The organism is Amycolatopsis sp. NPDC043889 (genome assembly GCF_056435645.1).
Genome location: NZ_JBWKEC010000020.1, coordinates 1 through 14,452, shown reverse-complemented (window position 1 = coordinate 14,452; position 14,452 = coordinate 1). Strand labels below are relative to the sequence as shown.

The window sequence follows — 14,452 nt, the reverse complement described above, 5'->3', positions numbered from 1 at the left end:
GTGCGCTTCGCCGCGGAGGCCCGTCCTCACCACACCACCGTGGACGGGGCCTCCGCGGCCTTCCGCCGTGCGCGAAAGCGGTGGCGAGGGATCCTCGGGCAGGTCACGATCGCGGGATGACGATCCTGAAGTTCAGCGGCGAGGTCGCCGAGTTCTATCAGCGCTACCGCCGCGGCTACCCCGTCGAAGTCTTCGACAAGCTGGTGGCGGAATTCGGGCTGTCCACCGAGGACACGGCACTGGACCTCGGCTGCGGCACCGGTCAGCTGACCCGGCCGCTCGCCGCCAGGACCCGCTCGGTCATCGGGATGGATCCCGAACCGGACATGCTCGCCCAAGCCAGGAAAGTGGCGTCCGGGCTCACCAACGTGAACTGGCTCGTCGGTGCCGACAGCGACGTTCCGGCGCTGCGGACGTTGCTGGGGCGGGACGGTCTCGGCGTGGTCACGATCGGGCAGGCCCTGCACTGGATGGACCACGCGACCTTGTTCCCCGTGCTCCGTTCGCTGCTGCGGCCCGGCGGCGGGGTCGCCGTGCTCACCAACGGGGCGCCGATGTGGCTGCACGAGAGTTCGTGGTCGAAAGCATTGCGCGAATACCTTTCCGGCTGGCTCGGTCAGCCGCTCGTGCGTACCTGCGGGGCCGAACAAGAGGAACAGGACCGGTACCGCGCGAGCCTGGAGGCCGCCGGTTTCGCCACCGGTTCGCGCGTGGTGGAGTACGAGGACGAAATCGACCTGGAATTCGTCATCGGCGCGGTCTACTCCGCGACCCCGGAGAACAGGTTGCCGAAGCCGGCCGAGCGCGCCGGATTCGAGGAGCGGCTGAGCGCTGCCATTTCCCCGTACGCGCCGTTCGTGGAGCCGGTTCAGGTACGGATGCTGACCGGCAGAAAGGGATGAACCGGTCACGGACCGCGAATAGGTAGGGATACGTAGTGATTCCCCCGTTGTTTCGGCGGCGGGTCGCGCGGATGCTCGGCGCCGGGTGGGAATTCCGCCCGTTTCCCCGAGGAGCCACCATGAAGAAGCAGTTGAGGACCCTCTTGGCCGCGACCTTCGCCGTCGTCGCCGTCGCCCTCGCCGCCCCGGCGGTGTCCGCTTCGGCCGGGGTCTCGGTGCAGCCGGGCTGTGTTCGGCCCTGCCACTTCTGATCTTCGTCACCTAGAGCAGCCCCGGGGGTCGCGCCCCTCGCGACCCGCGACGCTCGTGAGGGGGGATCCGGGTCCCCCGACGTCCCGGATTCCCCTTCGCCCCGCGCCACCGCCGCAAAGCGGCTGCTCGGCCGAAGTAACTCGCCCTTCACACCTTTCCCAAGTACATGAAGGGGTCCTTCACGTACTTCGAGCGGCGCGAAGGGCATCAGGACAGCTTGGGCCGGGGTCGTGAGTGGCGATTCGGGTTAGAACACGAATCGCCACTCACGACCCACACGCGCGTCCGCGATTAGTCCTCTGAATGCGTCGAGCGATCAGGGCTCGAAGGCGTTCCCGGTCGCGATCTTCGGCCGCCCCAGTTCCACCGGCTCCCCGGCGCGAGCCCGCCGGTAGACCGCGACGGTCGCTTCGGCGATCCGCCCCCAGTCGAAGTCCGCGGCCAGGCGCGACTGCGCGGTCAGCGCGCGGCGGGCGGCGGCGACCTCGTCGTCCAGCACCGCCTCGACGGCGTCCCCGAGGGCGTCGACGTCGCCGGGGCTGAACGCCAGGCCGGTCTCGCCGTCGACGACGACCTCGCCGAGCCCGCCCGCGGTCGAAGCGACCAGCGGCGCCTTCGCGGCGGCCGCCTCCAGGGCGACGATCCCGAACGGCTCGTAGCGGCTGGGCAGCACGACGGCGTCGGCCGCGGCCAGTACGGCGCGCAGTTCGCGGTCGGACAGGTGCCCGACGAAGTCCACCGCGCGGCGGACGCGCAGCTTGCGGGCCTGGTCGACCAGTTCCTCCAGATGCCGTCCCTTGCCGGCGACCACCAGCCGCGTCCCCGGTTTGGCGCGGCGGATCCGGGGGAGCGCGGCGAGCAGGTCCTGCACGCCCTTCTCCCATTCCAACCGTCCGAAGTAGAGCAGCAGGGGCGCGCCGGAGGGGCTGTAGACCTCGCGCGCGTGCGCGACCTCCTCCGCGGGCACCTGCCAGGTGCGTTCCTCGATGCCGTTGTGGATCACGGTGACCGCGTCACCGTCGACCTCGAACAGATGCGCCACCTCGCGGCGCATGGCCTGCGAACAGGTGATCAGCGCGTCCGAGCGGTTCGCGAGCCACCACTCGACCGAGTGAACCTGCTGGTTCAGCGGATGCGAGAGCCAGCCGGAGTGCCGCCCGGCCTCGGTGGCGTGGATCGTGCCGACCAGCGGCACCCGCGCGGCCTCCGCGATCGCGATCGCGGGGTGGGTGACCAGCCAGTCGTGCGCGTGCACCACGTCCGGCTGCCAGGTGCGCAGCAGGTCGGTGGCGGCGCGGACCATCGCGTGCCCCATGGCCAGCGTCCACGCGACGAGGTCCCGTTCGAAGGTCACGTGCATCGGGTCTTCGGCGACCCGGATGATCCGGACGCCCTCGACCACGCGATCGGTCCTGGGGTGGGTCTCGGCGTCGGTGCCCGCCGTGTGACGGCACAGGACGACCACGTCGTGCCCCTGCCGGGCGAGATGCCGGGCCAGGGCGTGGACGTGCCGTGCGAGTCCGCCGACGACCACGGGTGGGTACTCCCACGACAACATCAGCACGCGCATGGGTGGAGGTTACTCGTGAGTCGGTCGTCACCGGGACGGGGCGATCACCCCTGCCGGTGAACCCGATCGAGGGCGACAGGAGCGACGATCTTTGCCACCATCGGGTTGATGACGTCCTCGGTGAACGCGGCCGGACCGGCCTTCGAAACCGTCGAACCGGTGCTCTCGACGCCGTGGTCCGCGCAGGTCGGGCCCGGCAACGCGCTGCCGGAGTATCCGCGTCCGCGGCTGGTCCGCGAACGCTGGCTGAACCTCAACGGCGTCTGGGAGTACGCGGGCAGCGGCTCGCCCGGCCGGAACGGGTACGGCGAGCGGATCCTGGTGCCGTTCCCGCCGGAGTCGGCGCTCTCCGGTATCGGACGGCGGGACGAAACCCTCTGGTACCGCAAGGTTTTCGAGGTCCCGTCCGGCTGGGACGGTCAGCGCGTGCTGCTCCACTTCGGCGCCGTCGACCAGTCCGCGACGGTCTGGGTCAACAACCAGGAGGTGGCCGCCCACGAGGGCGGGTACACGGCCTTCAGCGCGGACATCACCGGCGTGCTGCGCCCGTCGGGATCGCAGGAACTGACCGTCCGGGCCACGGACCGCACCGACGCTTCGACACACCCCGTCGGCAAGCAGCGGAACGACCCGAAAGGGATCTTCTACACCGCCGCGTCGGGTATCTGGCAGACCGTCTGGCTGGAGCCGGTGCCGTCCGAGCGCGTCCGGGATCTCCGGGTGACGTCAGACCTCGAAGGGGTGACGGTTGTGCCCAAGGTCACAGGCGGCGCCCGGGTGGAGCTGATCGTGAGCGAGCCCGATGGCCCCGAAGTGGCACGTGCCGCGGAGGACGTGGGACGCCGATTGCGTGCGGAGGTGCCTTCGCCGCGCCTCTGGACGCCCGATGATCCGTATCTCTACGACCTTCAGGTCCGTTTGCTCGACGAGAGCGGCAATCCGCTCGACGTCGTCGAGTCCTATACCGGGCTCCGCACGATCGGGACGGTCTCCGACGCCCAGGGCAGGCCGCGGATCGCGCTCAACGGCCGGATCACCTTCCTCCACGGCCCGCTCGACCAGGGTTACTGGCCGGACGGGATCCACACCGCCCCGACCGACGAGGCGTTGCGGTTCGACCTGGAGAAGACCAAGGAACTCGGCTTCAACTTCGTCCGCAAACACGTCAAGGTCGAGCCGGAGCGCTGGTACCACTGGACGGATCGGCTGGCAGGACATGCCGTCGCTCACCGTCTCGTTCGACGGCCCGCCCGGGACGGCGCCCGATCCGGTGCCGGAAGCGAAGGCGCGGTTCGAAGAGGAATTGACCGAGATGATCGAGCAGTCGCGCGGGGTGACCTCGATCGTCGGCTGGGTGCCGTTCAACGAGGGCTGGGGCGAATTCGACACCGCGCGGATCGCGAACCTGGTGAAGGACCTCGACCCGACCAGGCTCGTCGTCGCGAACAGCGGAGTGAACTGCTGCTTCTCGTGGCCGGACACCGGCGCGGGCGACGTCTACGACGACCACACCTACGTCGGGCCGGGAAAGCCCTCGGTGAAGGACCACAGGGTGATCGTCGACGGCGAGTACGGCGGCCTCGGCCTGGTCCTCGACGAGCATCGCTGGCCCGGGGAGCCGCAGGCCTACGAGATGACGCTGACCTCGGCACAGCTGACGAAGCGCTATGCCGAGGTCAGCGAGCATCTCGAACGGATCATCGCCGGAACCGGTCTTTCCGGCGCGATCTACACCCAGACCACCGACGTCGAGAACGAGGTCAACGGCCTGCTCACCTACGACCGGCGGGTGGTGAAGGCGGACGCGCCGACCGTCGCCACCCGCAATCGCGCGGTCATCGAGGCGGGTCAGTCCGGCTGAGCCTCCACCGGACCACCCGAATCCCGGACCCGGACGGGCACCCCGAGCAGCTGAGAAGGCAGCTGCCCGGGGTCGTGACCGGGGGTCATCCACACGTCGATCGTGGGTGCCCCCTCGGCCTCGCCCTGCCCGACGCCGACCACTCCGGGGACGTCGTCGAGCCACCGGGACGCCGCCACGAGCGCGGCATCGACGTCGGAGATTTCGTCGGCCACTACGGGTGCACCCGGATCCCGAGCGACGCTTCGACCAGCGAGATCCGGTTGATCACGGTGACCACCGGCGAGCCGGCGAACAGGAGGCCGACGGCGTTCTCGCTCAGGTCCGCCACGAGGCTGCCCGAGTCGCCACCGGCCGACATGTCGGTGGTCAGCAGCTGCTGCGCGAACCGGGCCACCCTGCCTCCGCCGTAGTTCACGTCGACGGTGGCGTTGATGTTCGTGATCCGCCCGGTCGTCCAGTTCGTGGTCCGGCCGGTCTTCTGCACGAGCGTGCCGACCGCGGGCGCCACGTTGGTGCCCTTGAGCTCGCCGACCCAGAAGATCCGCCGGTCGAGGTCGTGGAACTGGCCTTCGGCGATCGCGGCGTCGACGAAGTTCAACGGCACCGGCTGCCCCGGCTGGATGAACTTGATCGGCACGAACCGGCTCAGCCTGGCGATGACGTCGGTGGGGACGACGCCGCCGTCGAACGGGCCGGGCTGCAGGATCGGGTCGCCGATGGCGGCGGCGTTGGAGTTCGCCAGCACGTGGTTGTTGCTCAGGATGTAGTATCTCGGCGGTTTGCCGGGCAGTGCCGTCGCGTCGTAGACCGCGGTGCCGTAGGTGCCGGCGGTGATCTTGAAGTGGCCGACGCTCAGCCCGCCGTACGCCGGGCGGAACTTCTTGGCGAGGGTGAACGGGCCGACCTGCTCACGGGCGAGTTCGTCGGGGCGGGCGAGCGTCGGAGCCGGGGGCTCGTCGATCATCGTGGCGGCGCCGTTCACCTTCGGCGCGGCGATACTGCGGCCGGCCTGGAGCACCCCGACCTCCTGGACGTCGGTGGGCACGCCCGCCAGCGTCGCCGGGACGAGGTCGTCGTCACGCAGCATCTCGTGCGGCAGTTTCGTGTCGACCAGGACGGTGATCGCCTTTTCGCCGGTGTCCCTGCCCCCGGACCATTTGGTACCGAGCGCGACACCCACCACGTTCTGCCGGTTCAGCAACGCCTCCTCCTCGGCCGCCTGCACGCTCGCGAGGGAGAGGAAATCGTCCGGGATCATATTGTTTTCGATCATGTCGGCCACACTTTTCTGGTTGTCGGCGTTGACGAAGTGCGGGAGTCCCGACGAAAGAGTCTTCCCTTGTCCGCGGGGTGGCGCCATAGTGCAATCGGGTACGGCGCTTCACCCGGGAATGTCAGTATTTCCCTTATGTGACAGGGGTTTGTGATCGAGCAACCAGTCATCGCGCGAGTGGTGGGATATTCAGGGACTTTGGTCACCGGATCGCCGGAAAAGGAAACGGGCGGGTTCACCGGATCGCTCCGGAAACCCCGCCCGTCTCGGGAAAAGCGCGGGTCAGCCGATCGCGGCGTCGATCGCCTTGGTGATCACTTCGTCCTCGGGTTCGGTGCGCGGGCGGAATCGTCCCACCACTTCACCGGACGGGGCGACGAGGAACTTCTCGAAGTTCCACTGCACGTCGCCGGCGGCGCCTTCCGCGTCGGCCGCCTTCGTCAGTTCGGCGTAGAGCGGGTGACGGGTTTCGCCGTTCACGTCCAGCTTTTCGAACAGCGGGAACGAAACGCCGTACGTCGTCGAACAGAAGGCCTGGATCTCCTCGGCGGTGCCCGGCTCCTGTCCGGCGAACTGGTTGCACGGGAACCCGACGACGGAGAAACCCTTGTCCGCGTAGCGTTCCTGCAGCTTCTCCAGCCCGGTGTACTGCGGGGTCAGCCCGCATTTCGACGCCACGTTCACCACCAGCAGCGTCTTGCCTTCGAACGCGCCGAGCGTCGTGTCCTCGCCCGCGAGCGTCTTCAGTGGAATGTCGTGGATCCCCATGCTCTCCCTTTCGTCATTTCCTCAGCAGGTCACGGGCGTCGACATGGCCGAAGGGCCCGTCGTCGCGCCGGAACGCGGACGCGGTCTCCCGCGCGCGGTCGAGCGCTCCCTCGCGGAGCAGCCCGGCGAGCGTGTCGAACCGTTCGGTGTGCACCCTCGCCCGCCGCCGCGCGTAGTCGGCGGCGGAATCCTTGGTGACCATGAACGCCCAGTCGCTCGACAGTGCCAGCATCGCCTCGGCGACGGCCTGGTCGCGGACGGCGTCACGCGTCGTCGTGTCCATCCCGGTGACCAGGTCGAGCATCCGGTGCTGCAGCGCGGTGTTGTCCCGCACCATGTCGGCGACCTGCTCGCCGTCCCAGACCCGCCAGTCCTTGCCCGAGCCCCACGACGACGCCGGGAGATCGACCTTCCCACCGAGGTGGCCCGCTTCGAGCGCGCCCTTGAGCGTGGTGACGCGGACCCCCGCCTCGGGCAGCGCGCGCAGGACACCTTCGAGCCAGGCCGGGCCCTCGTGCCACCAGTGCCCGAACAGTTCCGTGTCGTAGGCGGCGACGACGAGCGATTCGCGGCCGTGCTCGGCCTTGAGCGAGCGCAACCGGGCGACGACGGTGTCGACGAAGTCCTGGACGTGGCCGCCGAGGGTGGCCGTCGCCATCGCCGGGTCGTACGGCGCCTTGTCCGGCGGCTCGACGGTCTTGCCGGTCACCCGTGACGGTTTGAGGCCGACTTCGTGCGCCCAGGTGTGGAAGTCGCGGTAGGCGGCGTGGCCGGGGTAGCCGGCCTTCGGCGACCAGACGCGGTACGTGACTTCGAGGTCGCGGCCGAAGCAGACGACGTCGGAATCGCCGACGGTCCGCGCCGCCGACGTGTCACCGTGCAGGGACGGTCCGTCGACCATGAACCGCCGGACGCCCGCGGCGGCGTATCCGGCCTCCATTCCGGGCGCGTAACCGCATTCGGGTGCCCAAATGCCTTCGGGACGTTGTCCGATCCGCAGTGCGGTGTCGGCCAGCCCGCCGCGCAGCATGAAGTCGCGCACCGCCGGGTCGAGCAGCGGCTGGAACGGATGCGCCAGCGGGCCGCCGAGCAGTTCGATCGTCCCGTTGTCCACAAAGGACCGGAGGATCGGCGAGAAACCGTGACGCCAGCGCGTTTCGAGTTCTTCCGACGCCTTCAGCGCCGTCCGGTACTCGCCCGCCGCGAGGTCGCGCAGCAGCGGGTCGCCGCGCCAGAGCGTGGACGCGTGCCAGGCGCGCAGCTGCCAATGCCCGAGCCAGTCGTGGAAGGCGTCGATGCAGTAGGGGTCGTCGAGCTGTGCGGCGAGGATCGGCGTCATGCCGAGAGTGAGGACGTCCTCGCGGCCTTCGTCGGCGAAGCGGCGCAAGAGGTCGACCATCGGCAGGTAGGAATGCGCCCACGCCTGGTAAAGCCATTCCTCGCCGACCGGCCAGGAGCCGTGATGCGGCAGCCACGGCAGATGGCTGTGCACGACGAGGCAGAACGTGCCTTCGTACTCGCTCATGCCTGCTCCTCGTAGTGGGTCGCTTTGCGTCGCATGAGCAGGCGCACTGTGTTGAGTGATTCGCTCGCAAGCTCCCTCATGGGCGCACCGCCACGGCCACGAGGTCGAGGCTGGCGTCGAGGTCCTCACCGTGGATGGCGAAATCCGCGGCCTGGATGGCTTGGACATCGGCGAGCAGTTCCGCCGGCCAGGTCGCCTGCCCGGGCAGTTGCCCCATGACGACGTCGAGCTGCGCGTCGATGATCGAGCCGCCGTACTTGGCGTCGAGCTTCGCGACGCCCTCGCCGTGGTGGAGGCCGTGCAGCGTCTCGACCTCGAAACCGGCTTCACGCAGCAGTTCGTCCAATTCGGACGGTGCGAGTTCCCTGGTGTGGAACGGGTTGAGCGGGGTGTCGCTGTCCGGGGTGAAGGTCAGCCGGTTGGGTGTGGTGACGATCAGCCGTCCGCCGGGGGAGAGCACGCGGCGGCATTCGGCGAGGAAGGCGCCCTGGTCCCAGAGGTGCTCGATCACCTGGAAGTTGGCGACGACGTCGACCGAGGCGTCCCGAAGCGGCAGGAACACCAGGTTGGCCATGGCCACGCCGATGCCGGGGTAGCGGCGGGCGACGTGCTCGGTGGTGGGGACGTCGTAGTCGAGGGCGAGCACCCGCTCGGCGACGGTGGCGATGAGCCCGGCGCCGTAGCCCTCACCGCACCCGGCTTCCAGGACGGTCTTGCCTTCGCACAGGGGCAGGAGCGTTTGATACGCGGCCTCGTGGCGGCGGTACCAATAGTTTTCCTCGGCGATGCCCGGCACGGTGCGTTCACCGGTGAGGTGCAGCGCTTCGGCCCTGGTGGCTGGGGTGGTCACGCCGCGACCCTACCGGCCGGTCACTTCCCTCCCTGGCGCAGTTAGTCCTCTGGATGCGGTCCTTGCACGTGCAAGGACCGCATCCAGAGGACTAACTGCGTGTCACGTTTCGCGGTGCTGTCCAGTCCAGGAGGTATGCAACGGACATTCACCCGCGTACTGCTCGTCGTCTTCGGTCTCATCGAACTGCCCGTCGGGCTGTGGCCGCTGTTCAGCCCGGACGGCTTCTACCGGGACTTCCCGGGGTTCCGCACCGGCTGGGTGGCGATGGACGGCCCCTTCAACGAACACCTGATCCGCGACTTCGGCGGCCTCAACCTGGCGCTTTCCGCGATCCTGATCGGCGCCGCCGTGATCGGGACGACCGCCGTGGCCAGGCTCGCGGCGCTCGCGACCTTCCTCTTCGGACTGCCGCACTTCCTCTACCACCTCGGCCACGTCTCGCATTTCGAGCCGGTGGACCAGGTGCTGATCGTCGTGACGACGGCGCTGGGCGCGGTGCTCCCGGTGGTGCTGGCGCTGATCCCCTCGAAGCGGGCTACACCGGCGACACCGTGATGCCGATGGCGCCGGGACCGAGGTGGGCGCCGAGGATCATGCTGGCGTCCACCAGGGTGCTGTCGACCATATGCGGCAGCCGCGCCCGCAGTCGCCCGCCGATCTCGAGATCGCGTTCGTCCGGGCCGAACCGGGTGATGGCGACCTCCACGTCCTGATCGCCCGCGCAGTCCACCGCGAGGTCGACGAGTTTGTTGAGCGCCCGCCGCTGGCCCGGGACCCGGGTCAGCGGGGCGACCTCGCCGTTCTTCACCGTCAGCAGGGGTTTGATCGAGAACGCCGAGCCGAGGAAGGCCTGCGCGGCGCCGATCCGGCCGCCGCGGCGCAGGAACTCCAGCGTGTCGACGTAGAGGATCTCCCGGCTGCCGCGGAACCGGCGTTCGGCGGCGTCGATCACCCGGGTCGCCTGCCCGCCGGCGGCGGCGACCTTGGCCGCCGAGGTCGCCGCGAAACCGAGGCTCATCCCGGTGGTCCCGCTGTCGAGGACGTGGACGGGGACGCTCACCTGCTGGGCGGCCTCGCGGGCGGCGTTCACCGTCTCCGACATCCGGCCCGAGATGTGGATGCTGACGATCGCCGAGGCACCCTTGCTCGCGGCGTCCTGGAACGCCCAGAAGAACGCGGCGACCTCGGGCGGCGCCGTCTTCACCGGGGTCCCGGCGCGCAGATGGCCGATGATGTCCTCGCGGTCGTAGCGGTTCTCTTCGTCGAACTGCTCTCCGACCTGCAGTTGGACCTGAACGACGCCGATTCCCCAGCGTTCGGCGACCGGGGCGGGGAGGCAGGCGGTCGAGTCCGTGATCACGGCGACGGGGCCGGGCAAGGAACGCATGGTCGGGCAGGCTATCGCCTCACCCCCGCCACGAGTACCCCGGAATACGGCCGTTCGGGTTAGTCGCCCGGTAACACTCACTTCCGGGTGAATTACCTGGACGATGGTCCCACTAAAACGTGCATCCAGGTGAATGAGGTCACCTCGGCGGGCCGCGGCACTGAAATGGCCCTAATCTACCGGCCAGTAGAGCTGTTGCCCCGTGGCCGACGCCGGCCACCAACGGGAGGTCGAAGTAGACCCATGACGAACATCGTTGTCCTGGTCAAGCAGGTACCGGACACCTACTCGGAGCGGAAGCTCTCCGGTGCCGACAACACTCTTGACCGCGAATCCGCCGACGCCGTGCTCGACGAGATCAACGAGAAGGCCGTCGAAGAAGCCCTGAAGATCAAGGAAGCGGGCGAGGGCGAGGTCACCGTCGTCTCGGTGGGTCCCGACCGCGCGACCGACGCGATCCGCAAGGCGCTGTCCATGGGCGCCGACAAGGCCATCCACGTCTCCGACGAGGCCCTTCACGGCTCCGACGCCATCGCCACCGCCAAGGTGCTGGCCGCCGCGATCTCGAAGGTCGAAGGCTTCGACCTGGTCATCACCGGTAACGAGGCCTCCGACGGCCGCGGTGGCGCCGTCCCGGCGATCATCGCCGAGCTGCTCGGCCTGCCGCAGCTGACCCACGTGAACGAGCTGACCGTCGACGGCACCTCGATCAAGGCCGACCGCTACACCGAGGACGGCGTCACGCACCTCGAGGCGAACCTGCCCGCGGTGGTGAGCGTCGGCGAGAAGATCAACGAGCCGCGCTACCCCTCCTTCAAGGGCATCATGGCCGCGAAGAAGAAGCCGGTCGAGACGCTGACCGTCGCGGACCTTGGCGTCGACGCCGGCGAGGTCGGCCTCGGCAACGCCTGGTCGTCCGTGCTCGAAGCCTCTCCGAAGCCGCCGCGCACCGCCGGCGAGCGCGTCGAGGACGAGGGTGACGGCGGCAGCAAGGTGGCCGCCTACCTGGTCGCGCAGAAGCTCATCTGAGACAGGTTTCGAGGAGGAATAGGGAAATGGCTGAAGTACTCGTCCTCGTCGACCACGTCGACGGTGAAGTCAAGAAGGTCACGCTCGAGCTGCTGACCGCCGCTCGGGAACTGGGTGAGCCGTCCGCGGTCGTCGTCGGCCCGACCGGCACCGCCGCCAAGGCGAAGGAAGCCCTCGCCGCGCACGGCGCCGCCAAGGTGTACGTCGCCGAGGGCGACAACGCCACCGGCTTCCTGGTCACCCCGAAGGTGGACGTCCTCACCGCTCTCGCGGAGCGGACCTCCCCGGCCGCCGTGCTCGTCGCGGCCAGCGCGGAGGGCAAGGAGGTGTCCGCCCGGGTCGCGGTCCGCCTCGGCTCCGGTCTGCTGTACGACGCCGTCGGCGTGAACGGCGACGGCAGCGTCGACCAGTCCATCTTCGGTGGCGCGTTCTCCGTCAAGTCCAAGTCCACCAAGGGCGTCCCGGTCATCTCGGTCCGCCCCGGCGCGGTCGAGGCGGCCCCGGCCGAAGGCGCGGCCGCCGAGGAGACCGTCGAGGTCCCCGCGGGCGACCCGGCGAAGTCCGCCAGGATCACCGGTGTCGAGCCGATCGTCGGCGGCGACCGGCCGGAGCTGACCGAGGCCTCGGTCGTCGTCTCCGGTGGCCGCGGTGTCGGCTCGGCCGACAAGTTCGACGTCGTCGAGGCGCTCGCCGACTCGCTCGGTGCCGCCGTCGGTGCTTCCCGCGCCGCCGTCGACTCGGGTTACTACCCGGCGCAGTTCCAGGTCGGCCAGACCGGTAAGACGGTTTCGCCGCAGCTGTACATCGCGCTCGGCATCTCCGGCGCGATCCAGCACCGCGCGGGTATGCAGACCTCGAAGACCATCATCGCGGTCAACAAGGACGCCGAGGCGCCGATCTTCGAGATCGCCGACTTCGGTGTGGTGGGCGACCTGTTCAACGTCGCGCCGCAGCTGACCGAAGAGGTCCAGAAGCGCAAGGGCTGAGACCCCTCGTCGCGCGAAGGGGCCGTCCGGGATTTCTTTCCCGGGCGGCCCCTTTTCTGTGATCCGAAAGTGATCTTCCAGCCTGAGAGAACCCTGAGAACCCGCAATTAACTGAACGTGCACTAATCGGCCATCAGGCGCATTGTCGTTGGTACCCCCCGAGGGGTAGACCTGGGTCATGACGACGTCACAGCTCCTCGTCAGTACTGACCAGGCAGGTGTCGAACTCCCGGCCGATGCGCCGCGTTACTCCCTCCTCGTGGCGAACGGGAACGAAGAAGTCGTTGCCGCGCAACGACTTCGCCATCAGGTTTTCGCCGAGGAAATGGGGGCGACGCTCAATTCGCTCGAACCCGGTCTCGACGTCGACTACTTCGACGAGTTCTGCGATCACCTCGTGGTGCGGGACGACAACACCGGCGAAATCGTGGGCACGTACCGGATGCTGCCGCCCGATCGGGCCGCGCGGGCGGGGAAGCTGTACTCCGACAGCGAATTCGATCTCACCGCGCTCGATGCGCTGCGCCCTTCGCTGGTCGAGACGGGGCGGTCGTGCGTGCATCCCGACCACCGCAGCGGCGCCGTGGTGAGCCTCGTCTGGGCGGGCATCGGGCGCTACATGCTGCTGGCCGGCCACCGGTATCTCGCGGGCTGTGCTTCCGTACCGCTGACGGACGGCGGGGTCTACGCGGCGGGCGTCTGGGATGTCCTGCGCGCCAAGCACTACGCGGAGGAATCCTTTCGGGTGACGCCGCTGAACCCGTGGCGGGCCGAGGGTGTCGAGCGGCCCGCCCGCGCGATCCTTCCGCCGCTCATCAAGGGCTACACCCGACTGGGTGCGAAAATCTACGGCCCGCCCGCGCTCGACGCGGATTTCGGTGTCGCGGACTTCTTCGTCCTGCTGGATCTGCACAACGTCGACGAGCGGTACCTCAAGTTCTTCCTGGGAGTGCAGGGATGACTCACGCCTGGATGCCGAAGTCGCCGTGCGGCGACGGCTGCCTGAGCGAAGGGGCGCCGACGGTGGCGTTCCCCCGGCGCGTCCTGCGGTTCACCGCGGCGATCGGCGTCATCTTCGGCGCTTTCCTGTCGGCGCCGCTGGTGCTCGTGCTGCGCGGCATGCCACGGGAACGGTTGGTGCGCCTGCTTTTCGCGGGGATCTTGAAATCCTTCGGGGTGAAGCTGCGCGTACTCGGCGACGAGCGTTTCCGCGCCGTGCCGGGCCGTGGCGCGCTCGTGGTGAACAACCACATCTCGTGGCTGGACATCATCGCGGTGAACGCCGTCCAGCCGATGCGGGCGCTCGCCAAGAAGGAGGTCGGCGCCTGGCCGGTGCTCGGCCTGCTGGTGCGCCGCGGCGGCAGCATCTTCCTCGACCGGGAGAACCTGCGGAGCCTGCCCGCGACGATGGACGAACTCGCCGACGCGATGCGCGGCGGATCACTCGTGAGCGTGACGCCGGAAGGCACTACCTGGTGCGGTCTCGGTTCGGGCCGATTCCGTCCCGCGACCTTCCAGGCCGCGATCGACGGCGGCGTCCCGGTGCGGCCGCTCGCGCTGCGCTTCCGGCTCGCCGACGGGCGGGAGACGACCCAGCCGGCGTTCATCGGGCCGGAGTCGCTCATCGCCTCGCTGCGACGGGTCGCGGCGCTGCGCGGTCTGGTGCTGGAGGTGCACGTGTGCCCGGAGATCGCGCCGGGCCGCGCTTCGGACCGGCGGGAACTGGCCGCGCTGGCGGAATCCGCGGTGCAGGCGGCGCTCGGCCGGGTGCAGATCCCGGTGCAGCGGCGGCGTCGCGTCGCGGCGGTTTCCCCGGTCGCTCCTTCGGTGCCCTCCGCTCCCGAGGCGGTCTCTCCGTAGCCCCGGATGTCCTGAACGACCCCTTTCCTGACATCCGCCAGGGGTTGGTGCGACTGCGGTGACAGATGTGGCGTTGGTCGAGGGGGTCGTGGGGGGGGGTTTTGGGTGGGAACCCAAAAAACACCCCCCCCCCCCCCCCCCCCCCACCACCCCCCCCCCCCCCCCCCCGACCCCCCCCCCCCC

General features: G+C 69.2%; 14 protein-coding genes and 1 pseudogene. 8 read left to right on the top strand and 7 right to left on the bottom strand.

Annotated elements, in window-relative coordinates; translation table 11 throughout:
• Positions 1–116 precede the first annotated feature (116 nt).
• Both AC0685_RS29430 and AC0685_RS29425 read left to right on the top strand, forming a co-directional pair.
• Complete coding sequence (locus AC0685_RS29430; protein ID WP_478228482.1) at positions 117–902, top strand: class I SAM-dependent methyltransferase; 786 nt, start codon at positions 117–119, stop codon at positions 900–902.
• 119 nt (positions 903–1,021) lie between these two features.
• Positions 1,022–1,153, top strand: coding sequence for a hypothetical protein (locus tag AC0685_RS29425; protein ID WP_478228481.1), 132 nt, complete (start codon positions 1,022–1,024; stop codon positions 1,151–1,153).
• Positions 1,154–1,470: 317 nt separating this feature from the next.
• Here AC0685_RS29425 and AC0685_RS29420 read toward each other — a convergent pair whose 3' ends face one another.
• Positions 1,471–2,724, bottom strand: coding sequence for a glycosyltransferase family 4 protein (locus tag AC0685_RS29420; protein ID WP_340683533.1), 1,254 nt, complete (start codon positions 2,722–2,724; stop codon positions 1,471–1,473).
• A gap of 108 nt (positions 2,725–2,832) precedes the next feature.
• Between AC0685_RS29420 and AC0685_RS29415 the strand changes: the two are divergent.
• Positions 2,833–4,585 (top strand): annotated as a pseudogene (locus AC0685_RS29415) (glycoside hydrolase family 2 protein).
• Here the strand turns inward: AC0685_RS29415 and AC0685_RS29410 are convergent.
• From AC0685_RS29410 to AC0685_RS29390, 5 genes are all read right to left on the bottom strand, one after another.
• On the bottom strand, positions 4,573–4,800 hold the full coding sequence (locus AC0685_RS29410; RefSeq protein WP_478228480.1) for a hypothetical protein: 228 nt from the start codon (positions 4,798–4,800) through the stop codon (positions 4,573–4,575). The pseudogene AC0685_RS29415 and the gene AC0685_RS29410 sit on opposite strands and share 13 nt — an antisense overlap.
• The gene (locus AC0685_RS29405) at positions 4,800–5,861 is read right to left on the bottom strand and encodes a chymotrypsin family serine protease (RefSeq protein ID WP_478228479.1); all 1,062 of its coding nucleotides are present in this window, start codon (positions 5,859–5,861) and stop codon (positions 4,800–4,802) included. The genes AC0685_RS29410 and AC0685_RS29405 overlap by 1 nt, the downstream gene beginning before the upstream one ends.
• Before the next feature lie 282 nt (positions 5,862–6,143).
• The gene (locus AC0685_RS29400; protein ID WP_478228478.1) at positions 6,144–6,629 is read right to left on the bottom strand and encodes a glutathione peroxidase; all 486 of its coding nucleotides are present in this window, start codon (positions 6,627–6,629) and stop codon (positions 6,144–6,146) included.
• A gap of 13 nt (positions 6,630–6,642) precedes the next feature.
• Complete coding sequence (locus AC0685_RS29395; protein WP_478228477.1) at positions 6,643–8,154, bottom strand: 1,4-alpha-glucan branching protein domain-containing protein; 1,512 nt, start codon at positions 8,152–8,154, stop codon at positions 6,643–6,645.
• 76 nt (positions 8,155–8,230) lie between these two features.
• Positions 8,231–9,004, bottom strand: a complete 774-nt coding sequence (locus AC0685_RS29390; RefSeq protein WP_478228476.1) for a class I SAM-dependent methyltransferase — start codon at positions 9,002–9,004, stop codon at positions 8,231–8,233.
• 135 nt (positions 9,005–9,139) lie between these two features.
• Between AC0685_RS29390 and AC0685_RS29385 the strand changes: the two genes are divergently transcribed.
• Positions 9,140–9,562: a hypothetical protein gene (locus tag AC0685_RS29385; RefSeq protein WP_478228475.1), complete on the top strand. Its 423-nt coding sequence runs from the start codon at positions 9,140–9,142 to the stop codon at positions 9,560–9,562.
• Here the strand turns inward: AC0685_RS29385 and AC0685_RS29380 are convergent.
• Positions 9,543–10,394, bottom strand: a complete 852-nt coding sequence (locus AC0685_RS29380) for a DegV family protein (protein WP_478228474.1) — start codon at positions 10,392–10,394, stop codon at positions 9,543–9,545. The genes AC0685_RS29385 and AC0685_RS29380 overlap by 20 nt on opposite strands.
• A 243-nt stretch (positions 10,395–10,637) precedes the next feature.
• On the opposite strand from AC0685_RS29380, the gene AC0685_RS29375 reads away from it, so the two are divergent.
• From AC0685_RS29375 to AC0685_RS29360, 4 genes are all read left to right on the top strand, one after another.
• Positions 10,638–11,423: an electron transfer flavoprotein subunit beta/FixA family protein gene (locus tag AC0685_RS29375; protein WP_016336566.1), complete on the top strand. Its 786-nt coding sequence runs from the start codon at positions 10,638–10,640 to the stop codon at positions 11,421–11,423.
• 26 nt (positions 11,424–11,449) lie between these two features.
• Entirely contained in the window at positions 11,450–12,409 is a 960-nt protein-coding gene (locus AC0685_RS29370) for an electron transfer flavoprotein subunit alpha/FixB family protein (RefSeq protein ID WP_465435382.1), read from the top strand.
• Between the two features lie 178 nt (positions 12,410–12,587).
• Positions 12,588–13,370 (top strand): GNAT family N-acetyltransferase, encoded by a 783-nt coding sequence (locus tag AC0685_RS29365; protein ID WP_478228473.1) that lies wholly within the window; start codon positions 12,588–12,590, stop codon positions 13,368–13,370.
• Positions 13,367–14,269 (top strand): lysophospholipid acyltransferase family protein, encoded by a 903-nt coding sequence (locus AC0685_RS29360; RefSeq protein WP_478228472.1) that lies wholly within the window; start codon positions 13,367–13,369, stop codon positions 14,267–14,269. The genes AC0685_RS29365 and AC0685_RS29360 overlap by 4 nt, the downstream gene beginning before the upstream one ends.
• Positions 14,270–14,452 lie beyond the last annotated feature (183 nt).

Excerpts from the sequence above, each read along its gene's own strand:
- AC0685_RS29430 (WP_478228482.1), top strand. The coding sequence starts at position 117 with ATGACGATCCTGAAGTTCAGCGGCGAGGTCGCCGAGTTCTATCAGCGC.
- AC0685_RS29425 (WP_478228481.1), top strand. The coding sequence starts at position 1,022 with ATGAAGAAGCAGTTGAGGACCCTCTTGGCCGCGACCTTCGCCGTCGTC.
- AC0685_RS29420 (WP_340683533.1), bottom strand. The coding sequence starts at position 2,724 with ATGCGCGTGCTGATGTTGTCGTGGGAGTACCCACCCGTGGTCGTCGGC.
- AC0685_RS29405 (WP_478228479.1), bottom strand. The coding sequence starts at position 5,861 with ATGATCGAAAACAATATGATCCCGGACGATTTCCTCTCCCTCGCGAGC.
- AC0685_RS29400 (WP_478228478.1), bottom strand. The coding sequence starts at position 6,629 with ATGGGGATCCACGACATTCCACTGAAGACGCTCGCGGGCGAGGACACG.
- AC0685_RS29395 (WP_478228477.1), bottom strand. The coding sequence starts at position 8,154 with ATGAGCGAGTACGAAGGCACGTTCTGCCTCGTCGTGCACAGCCATCTG.
- AC0685_RS29385 (WP_478228475.1), top strand. The coding sequence starts at position 9,140 with ATGCAACGGACATTCACCCGCGTACTGCTCGTCGTCTTCGGTCTCATC.
- AC0685_RS29380 (WP_478228474.1), bottom strand. The coding sequence starts at position 10,394 with ATGCGTTCCTTGCCCGGCCCCGTCGCCGTGATCACGGACTCGACCGCC.
- AC0685_RS29375 (WP_016336566.1), top strand. The coding sequence starts at position 10,638 with ATGACGAACATCGTTGTCCTGGTCAAGCAGGTACCGGACACCTACTCG.
- AC0685_RS29370 (WP_465435382.1), top strand. The coding sequence starts at position 11,450 with ATGGCTGAAGTACTCGTCCTCGTCGACCACGTCGACGGTGAAGTCAAG.
- AC0685_RS29365 (WP_478228473.1), top strand. The coding sequence starts at position 12,588 with ATGACGACGTCACAGCTCCTCGTCAGTACTGACCAGGCAGGTGTCGAA.
- AC0685_RS29360 (WP_478228472.1), top strand. The coding sequence starts at position 13,367 with ATGACTCACGCCTGGATGCCGAAGTCGCCGTGCGGCGACGGCTGCCTG.